General features: G+C 71.8%; 12 protein-coding genes. 10 read left to right on the top strand and 2 right to left on the bottom strand.

Features of this window, described 5'->3' with window-relative positions; all coding sequences use genetic code 11:
• Positions 1-152 precede the first annotated feature (152 nt).
• The 3 genes from A3CQ_RS59255 (at position 153) to A3CQ_RS0121335 (ending at position 2,413) form a co-directional block, all read left to right on the top strand.
• Positions 153-254 carry a 30S ribosomal protein bS22 gene (locus A3CQ_RS59255; RefSeq protein WP_007465623.1) on the top strand — a complete coding sequence of 34 codons (102 nt, stop codon included), beginning with the start codon at positions 153-155 and terminating at the stop codon, positions 252-254.
• Between the two features lie 69 nt (positions 255-323).
• Positions 324-1,406 (top strand): NAD-dependent epimerase/dehydratase family protein, encoded by a 1,083-nt coding sequence (locus A3CQ_RS0121340; protein ID WP_026205990.1) that lies wholly within the window; start codon positions 324-326, stop codon positions 1,404-1,406.
• Positions 1,403-2,413, top strand: a complete 1,011-nt coding sequence (locus A3CQ_RS0121335) for a lysophospholipid acyltransferase family protein (RefSeq protein WP_020512983.1) — start codon at positions 1,403-1,405, stop codon at positions 2,411-2,413. The genes A3CQ_RS0121340 and A3CQ_RS0121335 overlap by 4 nt, the downstream gene beginning before the upstream one ends.
• A 78-nt stretch (positions 2,414-2,491) precedes the next feature.
• On the opposite strand, the gene A3CQ_RS0121330 is transcribed toward A3CQ_RS0121335, so the two are convergent.
• Both A3CQ_RS0121330 and A3CQ_RS0121320 read right to left on the bottom strand, forming a co-directional pair.
• On the bottom strand, positions 2,492-3,658 hold the full coding sequence (locus A3CQ_RS0121330; RefSeq protein ID WP_040432691.1) for a DUF5667 domain-containing protein: 1,167 nt from the start codon (positions 3,656-3,658) through the stop codon (positions 2,492-2,494).
• Positions 3,659-3,854: 196 nt separating this feature from the next.
• Positions 3,855-4,718, bottom strand: coding sequence for an ECF subfamily RNA polymerase sigma factor, BldN family (locus tag A3CQ_RS0121320; protein ID WP_084699173.1), 864 nt, complete (start codon positions 4,716-4,718; stop codon positions 3,855-3,857).
• Positions 4,719-5,177: 459 nt separating this feature from the next.
• On the opposite strand from A3CQ_RS0121320, the gene A3CQ_RS0121315 reads away from it, so the two are divergent.
• From A3CQ_RS0121315 to A3CQ_RS0121285, 7 genes are all read left to right on the top strand, one after another.
• The gene (locus A3CQ_RS0121315) at positions 5,178-6,665 is read left to right on the top strand and encodes an AMP-binding protein (RefSeq protein WP_245577292.1); all 1,488 of its coding nucleotides are present in this window, start codon (positions 5,178-5,180) and stop codon (positions 6,663-6,665) included.
• On the top strand, positions 6,662-6,910 hold the full coding sequence (locus A3CQ_RS0121310) for a glutaredoxin family protein (RefSeq protein WP_020512978.1): 249 nt from the start codon (positions 6,662-6,664) through the stop codon (positions 6,908-6,910). The genes A3CQ_RS0121315 and A3CQ_RS0121310 overlap by 4 nt, the downstream gene beginning before the upstream one ends.
• A gap of 10 nt (positions 6,911-6,920) precedes the next feature.
• On the top strand, positions 6,921-7,562 hold the full coding sequence (locus A3CQ_RS0121305; RefSeq protein WP_026205989.1) for an HAD family hydrolase: 642 nt from the start codon (positions 6,921-6,923) through the stop codon (positions 7,560-7,562).
• Between the two features lie 222 nt (positions 7,563-7,784).
• A complete protein-coding gene (locus A3CQ_RS0121300; protein WP_020512976.1) occupies positions 7,785-8,531 on the top strand; it encodes a redox-sensing transcriptional repressor Rex in 747 nt (248 codons plus the stop codon).
• Positions 8,528-9,817, top strand: coding sequence for a glutamyl-tRNA reductase (locus A3CQ_RS53580; RefSeq protein WP_020512975.1), 1,290 nt, complete (start codon positions 8,528-8,530; stop codon positions 9,815-9,817). Before A3CQ_RS0121300 ends, A3CQ_RS53580 begins: the two co-directional genes overlap by 4 nt.
• Positions 9,814-10,737 (top strand): hydroxymethylbilane synthase, encoded by a 924-nt coding sequence (gene hemC / locus A3CQ_RS0121290; RefSeq protein ID WP_020512974.1) that lies wholly within the window; start codon positions 9,814-9,816, stop codon positions 10,735-10,737. Before A3CQ_RS53580 ends, hemC begins: the two co-directional genes overlap by 4 nt.
• A complete protein-coding gene (locus A3CQ_RS0121285) occupies positions 10,734-12,320 on the top strand; it encodes a bifunctional uroporphyrinogen-III C-methyltransferase/uroporphyrinogen-III synthase (protein ID WP_020512973.1) in 1,587 nt (528 codons plus the stop codon). The genes hemC and A3CQ_RS0121285 overlap by 4 nt, the downstream gene beginning before the upstream one ends.
• The last annotated feature ends 16 nt before the right edge of the window (positions 12,321-12,336 follow it).

Below are 12,336 nucleotides of genomic sequence, written 5' to 3'. Positions count from 1 at the left end.
ATCGGCCGGTAAGCTGGTGCGGTTGGTTCCCGGTCCGCCACCCGCCGCTGCTTCGCGCGGCGACCAAGACCGGGACGCCGTCCAGATCGGAGTCGGTGCGTGCCGGTATGCACCCCGGGTCCGAGCCACATGGTTTCGAGAGGCAAATTCGTATGGGCTCCGTGGTCAAGAAGCGCCGCAAGCGTATGGCGAAGAAGAAGCACCGTAAGCTGCTGCGCAAGACCCGCGTCCAGCGTCGCCGTCTCGGCAAGTGACGGTCGGCCAGGTGTAATACCCTGGCCCCGCGCTTGCCGCACACCGCCATCGCGTCGGAAGGTGCACCCGTGGTGACCTCACCGCCCCGCGTTGTCGTCGTGACCGGAGTCAGCCGGCCGCTCGGTGCCCGGGTGGCCGCTCGCCTCGCCGCCGATCCGCGTATCGAACGCGTAGTCGGCCTGGATCCGCACGAACCTCCCCCGGCCCTGCGGGCCGAGCTGGAGGACGTCGAGCTGATCCGGGCCGATCCCCGCGCGGCCTCCGGCGCCTTCACCGACCTCGGCGCCGAGGCGGTCGTGCACATGGCGGTCAGCAGTTCGCCCGACGCGCAGCACGGCGGCCGTCAGGCTATGAAAGAACAGAACGTCATCGGCACGATGCAGCTGCTCGCCGCCGCCCAGGGTGCGCCCGGCCTGCGCAAGCTCGTGGTGCGCTCGTCCACGGGCGCGTACGGCGCCTCGTTCCGCGACCCGGCCGTCTTCACCGAGGACACCGAGCCCAGGGCGGTGCCGCGCGGCTCGTTCGCCCGCGACATTCTTGACATCGAGGGGTACGTCCGCGGGTTCCGCCGGCGTCGTCCCGAGGTGACCGCGACCGTGCTGCGGTTCGCGCCGTTCATCGGCTCCGACGCGCATACGACGCTCACCCGCCTGTTCGCCCAGCCGTTCGTGCCGACCGTCTTCGGCCGGGACGCCCGGCTGCAGTTCGTGCACGTCGACGACGCCCTCGAGATCCTGCACCGGTCGGTGATCGAGGACCACCCGGGGACGTTCAACGTGGCCGGCGCCGGGGTGCTCGCGCTGTCCCAGGCCGTACGCCGGGCCGGGCGCATCGCCGTGCCGCTGCCCGAGGGCACGCTGTCCACCGCGCTCGCGGTCGCCCGCAACGTCGGGCTCGGCCAGATCGGCCTCGACCAGATCGACCTGTTCGTGCACGGCCGCGTGGTCGACACCACGAAGCTGGTCCGCGAGTTCGGCTTCACGCCGCGCGACACGGCGGCCGCCTTCGACGACTTCATCGCGGCGCACGCGAACGGCTTCTCGCTCACCGCCGACCGGCTCGCCGCGGCCGAGCAGGCGATCCTCGACGGCGTACGCCGCGCCCGCGCCGCGATCAGCGAAAAGGCATCCGTCGGGGGCGATGCGCCGTGAGCCAGCACGAGTACCGTGACATGCTGCCCGGCCACGCCGATTTCACGCTGCCCAAGCCGGCCGCTCCGGCCAAGGTGAACGGCCGGCGGCCGATCCCGGAGGTGCCGCAGATGAACGGTCATCCCGCGGACTCACCCGAACCGGCCGAGGAGAAAAAGGACCAGGTCGACATCTGGGACCAGCGCGTGGCGAACGGTCTGGCTTTTCTGCGCCGCCGCCTCGCCGGGGCGTACGAGGTTGATGATTTCGGCTTCGACAAGGAGCTGACCGACGCGGTCTTCCATCCGCTGCTGCGGCTGCTCTACCACGACTGGTTCCGCACCGAGGTGTACGGCGTCGAGAACGTGCCGGCCGACGGCGGTGGGCTGGTCGTGGGCAACCACTCCGGCACCGTCGCGCTGGACGCGCTCATGCTGTCGGTGGCGATCCACGACCGTACGCCCGCGGCCCGGCACCTCCGTCTGCTCGGCGCCGACCTGGTCTTCCGCGTGCCGTTCCTGAGTGAGCTGGCCCGCAAGTCGGGCGCCACGGTGGCCTGCAACCCCGACGCCGAGCGCCTGATGAGCGGCGGCCAGCTGGTCGGCGTCTTCCCCGAGGGCTTCAAGGGGATCGGCAAGCGCTTCGCCGACCGGTACAAACTGCAGCGCTTCGGCCGGGGCGGGTTCGTCTCGGCGGCGCTGCGCACGGGCACCCCGATCGTCCCGGTGGCGATCGTCGGCGCCGAGGAGACCTATCCGATCCTCGCCGACGTGAAACCGCTGGCCCGGCTCCTCGGCCTGCCGTACTTCCCGCTCACCCCGACCTTCCCCTGGCTGGGGCCGCTCGGGTTGGTGCCGCTGCCGAGCAAGTGGCTGATCCAGTTCTGCCCGCCGATCCCGACCTCCCACCTGACCGAGCACGCGGACGACCCGATGGTGGTCTACAACCTCGCCGACCAGGTACGCGAGACGATCCAGGCGACGCTGCTGGAGTTGCTGGAGAAGCGGCCGGACCCGTTCGGAATCTGACGCAAGTCGCCTATAGTGACAGATGAGGGGCGGTCCGGTAACTCCCGGCAACCGCCCCTCGCCATGTCCTGCGTCTTCTCAGTGGATCCCGAACAGCTCGCCGAGCAGGCCCCCGACCGAGTGGGAACCGTCGTCGGTGGTGGTGTCGGCCGGCGGCTCCGAGGTGACCGGCGTCCCGCCGAGAGGCAGGGCCGGGGCGGTCGACACCGCCGGCTCGGCCGAGTCGACGGCGTCGGTGGTCGCGGACGGGCTGGCCGACGGGGTGGCCCGCTCCGGCTTGACCTTCGTCTGCTTCGGCTCGCGGGCCGTCACCTTGCCGCTGCGGCCGGCCGTCTTGCCGGTGGCCGTGCCCTGCGCGGTCGTGGTGCAGTCGCGCAGCCTCGGCCCGAGGTCGTCCGAGCCCGCCGACAGCACCGTCGGGCAGTTCAGGCCGGTCCGCAGGTCGTCGGTGCGCCGGCCGACCGAGTCGAGCAGCGACAGCGACGCCGCGGCCCGCTCCTGGTTGGCCGGGCTGAGCCGGTCGAACACCGGCATCAGCGTCTGGCGCTGGCGGTCGACGAACGCGTCGACCGTGGTCAGCGGCTTGACGTCGCGGCGGGCGACCGCCGAGGTGTCCAGCAGGCGTACGCCCTTGCGGGTGTCCGCGTCCATGTCGTCCAGCACCCCGCCGAACCCGGTGGCGTCGCCGGCCATGGCGGCCGCCTCGTTGAGCCGGGTGCGGGCGAAGTCCAGCGAGAGCTGGCCGCGGGTGACGTCGGAGCCGGCCATGGCCAGCTGTGCGCGTTCGGTCGAGCGCTTGACCCCGTACAGAGCATCGCCGGGCGACGCGTTCTCGCTGGCCGCGGAGATCCCGGAGACCGCCAGCGCGCCGGCGGCGACCCCGATCACGATCGCGCCCCGCGCCCGGATCCGCCGGCCACCGCGGCCGAGGACCAGGCCCTTGATGCCCCGGCCCTCGGGCGCCGTGTCGGCGGCGTCCGGCACCGTGGCGGTCGCGTTGGCGGAGGCGTCCCGGCCGATGCCGTCCCGCTCCGCGGTGGCGACGAGCATCGCCCGCAGACCGACACGGAACTCGGGCTCGACCTGGATCTCGGGCCGGGTGGCCCGAAGGGTGTGACCGATGGCGACCAGTTCGGCGAGCTGTTCGTCGGCGGGGCCGTGGCTGTGCCGCCGTCCGCCGGGGCGCTCGTCGAGAAGCTCCGCGAAGCGCTCGGCGCTCCGCCGGTCCAGGAAATCGAAGTTCACCGCGGGCACCTCCCCTCGCTCGTGACTGTCTCGTCGGCAGCGTCGCCGACGGTCGCGACGATGCCGTCGGCCGTCCTGGCCGTCCGGGGTCGCACCGGGACAAACGCGTGAGGCTCGCACCCGGTTACGGGGACGAACGGCTGGTATCGGGCCGGAAAGATCGACAGGCGCTTCTGTGCGGGCTTCAATTCGCGGGTCACCACTGGAACCCTTCGGGCAGCAGGCGGGCGAGCGCCCGGACGGCCCGGTATTGGAGAGCCTTGATCGCGCCCTCGTTCTTGCCCATCGTCTGCGCGGTCTCGGCCACCGAGAAACCCTGCAGGAAGCGCAGCACGATGCACTCCTGCTGCTCCGGGTTGAGCTGCTTGACCGCGGTGAGCAGCGCGACGTTGGTGATGTGATCGACCACCGCCGACTCGGGGCTGCCCTCGGGCCCGCGGTCCTCGCGGTCGGCGTCGAGCACGTCGCCGGTGGTGACCTCGAGGCGGTACCGGCCGGACTTGAAGTGGTCGGCGACGAGGTTCCGGGCGATCGTGACCAGCCAGGCGCCGAGGTCGCGGCCCTGCCAGGTGAAGCTGCCGATGCGCTTGAGCGCCCGCAGGAACGTGTCCGAGGTGAGGTCCTCGGCCAGCTGCCGGTTGCCGACCCGGAAGTAGACGAACCGGAAGACCGTGTCCATGTACCGGTCGTAGATCAGGCCGAACGCCTCGGCCTCGCCGGCCTGGGCGCGCTCGACCAGCGCCCACACCTCGGCCGCGGCGTCGCCCGGGTCCGGGCGGGCAGGGTACTTGGGCGGCTCGGTCTCGCTGGGCGGCCCCGTGGTGCTCTGCGCCGGGACGACCACGGTGAGGTCGTTGGACGGGCTCTCCGGCAGGTTGCTGCGTTGTCCGGCGGTGGGTTGCGCCGGCATGGGCGGCCGGCCGGGCACCGCGACCCGGCCGCCACTGGGGATGGGTTTGGCGTTGCCGGCCGGTGGGATCCGCACCCCGGGCGACTCGTTGACGTGCCGCCGGTTGCTGGTGCGTTTGGCGCCCTCGCCCCGGATCGTGTTGGTGATCATCGAGTCGACGGACTGACGGAGGGCGGTCAGGCCCTCGTTGACGGCCAGGTGGTACGGGTCCCCGGCGTAAACATGACTCACTGCGCCTCCTCAACCCGGCGGTTCTGGTCCGACCGCACTTCCGTCCCGCCAGGCGTGGAAGTGCGGTAATTCCGTGCGTTTTGTGGCACAGCGGCCTCCTCGGGATGAGGGGTGATCACTCATAGCAAAAGGGGTGGGGCGGCCCACAAATCGTCGGTCCGACCTCACCCAGGGCTGTGGAGTCCGTTACACAGACGCGAAGTATCACGGACTCCGAACACACGGAGTCGCACACCGTGTGCGCTGCGCGAAAATACTACGAAGTGGCGCAGACAAGACACAAGGAACGTCTGCCACCATGGTGGACACCCTCGGCGGGTCGACGGACAGGCTGTCCGCCGTCCCCCTCCCGGCACGCTTGTGCCAGACTCGTGCCTCGTGGATGAGGTCGCCGCTGCCGCCGCCAACCGCCCCGACCACCTCGCGCTGATCACCGCCGACGCGGCGCTGACCTGGGCCGAGCTCAACGCCCGGGTCGAGGCGGCGTCCCGGCGGCTGGTGATGCTGGCCCGGCCGCGCGAGCGGGTCGCGATCGTCCTCGGCAACTCGCTCGACTTCGTGGTCACCTACTGCGGGGTGCTGCGCGCCGGCCGGGTCGCCGTCCCGCTCAACCCCGGCTACACGGCCGACGAGCTCGCCTATGTGATCGCGGATTGCCAGGCCGCGGTCGTGGTGGCCGAGCCGGCCGCGCGGGCCAAACTGCGGTCGGCGACGCCTCCTTGCGTACCGCCGGACCTCGCCGGCCCGACCGGCGACCTGCCGGAGGTCTCGGCAAATGATCTCGCGGTCCTGCTCTATACGTCCGGGACCAGCGGGCGGCCGAAGGGCGCGATGCTCACCCGCGCCGCGCTGGCCGCCAACCACGAGCAGCTGGACGCGATCGATCCGCCGGTGGTCGGCGCGGACGACGTGGTGCTGCTCGCGATGCCACTTTTTCACGCGTACGGGCTCAACACCGGGCTCGGGACGGTCGCGCACTACGCGGCGACCGGGGTGCTGATCGACCGGTTCGACCCGGCGGCGTCGCTCTCCGTGATTGCGGAGCGTGCCGTCACGGTGACGGTCGGCGTTCCCGGCATGTACGCGGCGTGGTCGCGGCAGCCGGGCGTGGAGAACGCGCTGACCAGCGTGCGCACCGCCGTGTGCGGCGCGGCGCCGATCGCCCCGGCCGAGGCGGCGCGGTTCAGCGCGGCGACCGGCAAGACCATCATCAACGGGTACGGCCTGACGGAAACGGCACCGGTGCTCACGACCACGGCCGTCAGCGATCGCGGCAAGCCCGGCTCGATCGGCCGTCCGCTGCCCGGCGTCGCGCTGCGGCTGCGTAACGCGAACGGCGACATCCTGTGGGAGGACGGCACCACCTCGCCCGACGAAGACCTGGCGGAGCTCGACCTTTCCGTCGAGGACTCGGCCGGCACGGACCCCGGCGAGATCGTGGTGCGCGGCGCGAACCTGTTCTCCGGGTACTGGCCGGACGGCCGCGACGGGCCGGACGCCGACGGCTGGTGGGCGACCGGCGACGTGGCCTACGCGGACGGCGACGGCGACCTGCATCTGGTCGACCGGATCGGCGAGCTGATCCTGGTGAACGGCTTCAACGTCTACCCGGCCGAGATCGAGCGGGTGCTGGACGCGCACCCGGCCGTGGCCGAGTCGGCGGTGGTCGGCGTGCCCGACGACGATTCCGGGCAGCGTCCGCACGCGTACGTCGTCGCGGCGCTCGACCCCGCGCCCACGCCCGCCGAGCTGCAGGTCTACTGCGCCGGGCAGCTGGCCCGGTTCAAGCTGCCGACGATCGAGCTGGTACGTGAGCTTCCGCACTCGGCGACCGGCAAGGTCAGGAAGAGGGAGATCGCCTCGTGAACCGGGTGACCCTGATCAGCCGCGACGGCTGCCACCTGTGCGCGGACGCCGAGGCCGTGCTCGACCGCATTTTGCCTGGTCAGTGGACTCGGGTCGACGTCGACTCGGACATCGGGCTCGAGCGGGACTACGGCGACCGGGTACCGGTCGTGCTGCTCGACGGCGCCGAGCACGGCTACTGGCGGGTCGAGGAGGCCCGGCTGCTTCGGGATTTGGCGAGACAGCCGGGGGAGCCCCGCATATAGGTTGTTCGCCGTGACGCGAACGCACCTGGTCTGGGACTGGAACGGCACCCTTCTCGACGACCTCAGCCTCGTGGTCTCCGCCACGAACGTGGCCTTCGAGGCGGTCGGCGGCCGCGCGGTCGACGCCGACGAGCACCGGGCGCGGTTCCGCCGGCCGGTGGCCGAGTTCTACGCCGAGATGCTCGAGCGGGCGATCGACGACGAGGAGTTCGGCCGCCTCGACAAGATCTTTCACGACGCGTACCGGCTGGGACTGGCCAGTATGACGCTGGCCGGCGACGCGATGACCGCGATCAAGTCGTGGCCGGGCTCGCAGTCGCTGCTGTCGATGTGGTTCCACAGCGAGCTCGTGCCGGCCGTCGAGACGTACGGGCTCAATGGTGTCTTTGCCCGGGTCGACGGGCTGCGCACCGAGGTGGGCGGCCACCTCAAGGCCGCGCATCTGGCCCACCATCTGGACGGGTTGGGCCTGGCCGGCGGGCAGGTCGTGCTGATCGGGGACTCGCTCGACGACGCGGCCGCGGCCGACTCAGCGGGCGCCGGGATCGTGCTCTACACCGGGGGTTTCACCCACCCCGATCGGCTGCGTGCCTCGGGCCGTCCGGTTGCCGACACGCTCGTCGAGGCCGTGGAGATCGCCAAGTCGCTGTAGCGGGTGGTCGGTGCGCAGACGACCGGGGCATACTTTTGGACGGGCGGTTCCACTAGCACGCTTGTGGATCTTTGTCCATTCGTAGCACCAAGATCGCGATTTGTGCACGCCTTCACAAGCGCCTACTCTGTGACTTCGAAGAGCCCCAGTATCACAGCCGGTCGAGCCAGGCGTCAGAGGGCTCGCACCGCAAGGTTCGACACCTCGTCGGCACGGAGTCAGATGAGTCAGCAGCGTCACGGAAGCACGCCCGGCAGTGGATCGGGCAACGTCCCGGCCTTCCCGGATCTCCCGGAGGCGACGATCGCCCGGCTGCCCGAGTACCTTCGCGCACTGCACAACCTCGGCGAGGGCGGGTCCGACACGATCTCGAGCGAGGGACTCGCGGCCGCCGCCGGGGTCAACTCGGCGAAGCTCCGCAAGGACCTGTCGCACCTCGGGTCGTACGGCACCCGGGGGGTCGGTTACGACGTCGCCCTGCTCATCGAGCAGATCGAGTACGTGCTCGGCCTCGACCAGCGCCGCGCGGTCTGCCTGGTCGGCGTGGGTAATCTCGGTCACGCTCTCGCCGGGTACGACGGGTTCGCGAGCCGCGGGTTCAAGATCGTCGCGCTGCTGGACGCCGACGAGGCCAAGGTCGGCGAGGTCATACACGGTCTGGCCGTACGGCACATCGACGAGCTCGCCCAGGTCGCGGTCGAGGAGAGCATCGCGATCGGGGTCATCGCCACTCCGGCCGGCGCTGCCCAGGCCGTCGCCGACGAGCTGGTCGCCGCGGGCGTCACCAGCATCCTGAACTTCGCTCCGTGCGTGCTGTCGGTGCCCGCGAACGTCGACGTACGCAAGGTCGACCTCGCCATCGAGCTGCAGATCCTCTCATTCCACGAGCACCGCAAGGCGACGCTCACCGCGCTGCCGGGCGGCCGATCCGCCACGGGGGCGGGAAATCAGGAGGCGGTCGGGTCGTGAACCTGCTCAGCGTCGGTGCTTCCTATCGCACCGCCGACGTCAGCACTCTGGAGCGGCTCACCATCGCGGAGGACGCCGTCCCCGCACTGCTGCAGAAGCTGGTCAGCCAGCCGTACGTCGGTGAGGCCGTGGTCCTGTCCACCTGCAACCGGGTGGAGATCTACGCGGCGGTCAGCGGCTTCCACGGCGGCCTCGGCGACGTCTGCAACGTGCTCTCCGAGGTCTCCGGCATCCCGGCCACCGAGCTGGCCGGACACCTCTACGTGCACTACGACGAGGCCGCGGTGCAGCACTCGTTCCGGGTGTCGGCCGGGCTCGACTCGATGGTGGTCGGCGAGGCGCAGATCCTCGGGCAGCTGCGGGACGCGTACCACGCGGCCACCGACGCCGACACGGCCGGGCGGCTCCTGCACGAGCTCATGCAGCAGGCGCTGCGGGTCGGCAAGCGGGCGCACGCCGAGACCGGCATCGACAAGGCCGGCCAGAGCGTGGTCACCGCCGCGCTCGAGGTCGCCGCGTCCAAGCTGGGCGATCTCGAGGGCAAGCCCGCCCTGGTCATCGGGGCCGGCGCGATGGGCGCGCTCTCGGTCGCCACGCTCACTCGGGCCGGTGTCGGCCCGGTGCGGATCACCAACCGCAGCGCCGCGCGCGCCGACCGGCTGGCCGAGGCGTACGGCGCCGTCGCCGTCCCCTTCGACGAGCTGGACGCGGCCCTGCGCGACGCCGACCTGGTGATCACCGCGACCGCCGCGACCGAGCCGGTGCTGACCCGCGCCCGGCTGGCGGCGGCCGGCCCGCTCGTGGTGCTCGACCTGGCCGTCCCGCGGGACGTGGCCCACGACGCCATCGACCTGCCCGGCGTCACCGTGATCGACATCGACAGCCTGGCCACGTCCCGGCGAGAGCTTCCGGCCGCCGCCGAGACCGCCGCCGTTGAGCAGATCGTCACCGGTGAGGTCGAGCACTTCCTCGGCTGGCTGCGCGGCGCCGACATCGCGCCGACCGTGGCCGCGCTGCGCACCCGGGCCGAGGACGTGGTCGCGGCCGAGCTGCGCAAGCTCTACTCGCGCCGGTCGGAATTCACCGAGGAGCAGCGGGCGGATGTTTCCCGTACGCTGCATCGGGTCGTTCAGCAGTTGCTGCATTCGCCGACCGTGCGGGTGCGCCAGCTGGCCGCCGAGCCGGGCGGCGATCAGTACGCCGCGCTGCTGCGTGAGCTGTTCGACCTCGACGTTCCCCATGCCACACAGGCAGACGCCGTACCGGAGATCGGAGGAAAAGCGTGACCGCCCTGCGCCTTGGCACCCGCAGCAGCGCGCTGGCCCTCGCCCAGTCGCAGCTGACCGCCGACGCTCTGACCGCGGCCACCGGCCGCCCGGTCGAGCTGGTGCGGATCGTCACCCCCGGCGACCGCTCCAACGCCCCGGTCGCCCAGCTCGGCGTGGGTGTCTTCGTCTCGGCACTGCGGGACGCGCTGCTCGCCGGCGAGATCGACTTCGCCGTGCACTCGTACAAGGACCTGCCCACCGGTGACCACCCGGGCCTGCACATCGCGGCCGTCCCGACCCGGGAGGACCCCCGCGACGTGCTGATCGCCAAGGGTGACCGGGCGCTCGCCGAGCTGCCGCCGGGCGCCACCGTGGGCACCGGCGCGGTGCGCCGAATCGCGCAACTGCGGGCTTTGGGCCTAGAGTTGCAGGTCACGCCGATCCGCGGGAACGTCGACAGCCGGATCGCCCGGGTTCACGGGCCCGAGGCCGATCTGGACGCCGTCGTCCTCGCCCGGGCCGGTGTGGCGCGTCTCGGCCGGACAAGTGAGATCACCGAGACGCTCGACCCGATGCTCATGCTGCCCGCCCCGGCCCAGGGAGCGCTGGCGGTGGAGTGCCGGGCCGACTCCGACCTGGTCGAGCTGCTGGCCGCACTCGACCACGCACCGTCCCGGGCCGCCGTCGTGGCGGAACGGGCGATGCTTGCGACGCTCGAGGCCGGGTGTTCCGCCCCGGTCGCGGCACACGCCGAGCTCGCCGAGGGCGAGCACGGTGACGAGATCTACCTGCGCGGTGCGGTGATCAGCCCGGATGGGTCCCGAGCCATCCGCCTGTCGCGCACCGGAACGCCCGCCGACGCGGCGGAGATCGGCAAGGCGCTCGCCGCCGATCTCCTCGACGCCGGCGCCGACACCCTGATGGGGAGCACAGAATGACCACCCGCACCGCCCGCAAGCCAGCAGGACGCATCGCGTTCGTCGGCGCCGGACCAGGCGACCCGGAGCTGCTGACCCGTCGCGCGCACGCCGCGCTCACCGACGCCGACCAGGTGGTGTACGACCGGGGAGTCCCCGACTCCCTGCTGTCCGCGATCAAGGCCGAGGCCAAGACCGACGCCCAGTTCAGCCCGGCCGAGGGCGCGCCCGGCGACGTCGCCAAGGTGCTGCTGTCCGCGGCCAAGTCCGGACTGTCCGCCGTGCACCTGGTGTCCGGCGACCCGTTCGGCCACGACTCCGTGGTCAAGGAGGTGCAGGCGGTCGCGCGTACCGCCGTGCACTTCGAGGTCGTGCCCGGCATCGGGCAGGCCGAGGGCGTCGCCACCTACGCCGGCGTGCCGCTGCCGTCCGTGCGTACGACGGCCGACGTCGGCGACGTGACCGCGCTCGACTTCGACGCGCTCGCCGCCTCCTCCCGCAAGGGCTCGTTCGCCGTGGCGGTCGACGCCGGTGACCTGGCCGCCGTGCGGGACGGTCTGCTCGCGGCCGGCGTCGAGCCGGGCACCCCGGTCGCGGTGACCGGCGACGGCACCGGCGAGACCCAGTACACGACCACCTCGACCGTCGACAGCTTCGTCGCGGCCGCGCTCGGCTTCACCGGCCGGGTGGTGCTCACGGTCGGCACCGACGTGGCCGAGCGCGACGCGCTGAGCTGGTGGGAGAACCGCCCGCTGTACGGCTGGAAGGTCCTCGTCCCGCGGACGAAGGAGCAGGCCGGCGCGATGAGCGCGCGCCTGCGGGCGTACGGGGCGATCCCGTGCGAGGTGCCGACCATCGCGGTCGAGCCCCCGCGCACCCCGGCCCAGATGGAGCGCGCGGTCAAGGGCCTGGTCGACGGCCGGTACGCCTGGGTCGTCTTCACTTCGGTCAACGCGGTCCGCGCGGTCTGGGAGAAGTTCGACGAGCACGGCCTCGACGCCCGCCACTTCGGCGGCGTGAAGATCGCGTGCATCGGGGAGGCCACCGCCGACGCGGTCCGCTCCTTCGGCATCCAGCCCGAGCTGATCCCGGCCGGCGACCAGTCGAGCGAGGGACTGCTCGCCGAGTTCTCCCCGCACGACGAGATCCTCGACCCGGTCGGCCGGGTGCTGCTGCCCCGGGCCGACATCGCCACCGAGACGCTCGCGGCCGGGCTCATCGAGCGCGGCTGGGAGGTCGACGACGTGACCGCGTACCGGACGGTGCGGGCCGCTCCGCCGCCGGCCGAGATCCGCGACTCGATCAAGTCGGGTGGCTTCGACGCAGTGCTGTTCACCTCATCCTCCACCGTACGCAATCTGGTCGGCATCGCCGGAAAGCCGCACGCCCGCACGGTCGTCGCGGTGATCGGGCCGAAGACCGCCGAGACCGCCACGGAGTTCGGCCTGCGCGTCGACGTCCAGCCCCAGCACGCCTCCGTGCCGGACCTGGTCGAGGCGCTCGCGTCGTACGCGATCGAGCTGCGCGAGAAGCTGGCCGCCATGCCGGCCAAGCAGCGGCGTGGCTCGAAGGTTCAGGGACCCACCGCACTGCGCTTCCGCTGATTCGTTTTTGGAGTCG

Source organism: Paractinoplanes globisporus DSM 43857 (assembly GCF_000379645.1).
GTDB lineage: Bacteria > Actinomycetota > Actinomycetes > Mycobacteriales > Micromonosporaceae > Actinoplanes > Actinoplanes globisporus.
The sequence above is the reverse complement of the archived record's forward strand: the minus strand, read 5'-3'. Positions and strand labels throughout refer to the sequence as shown.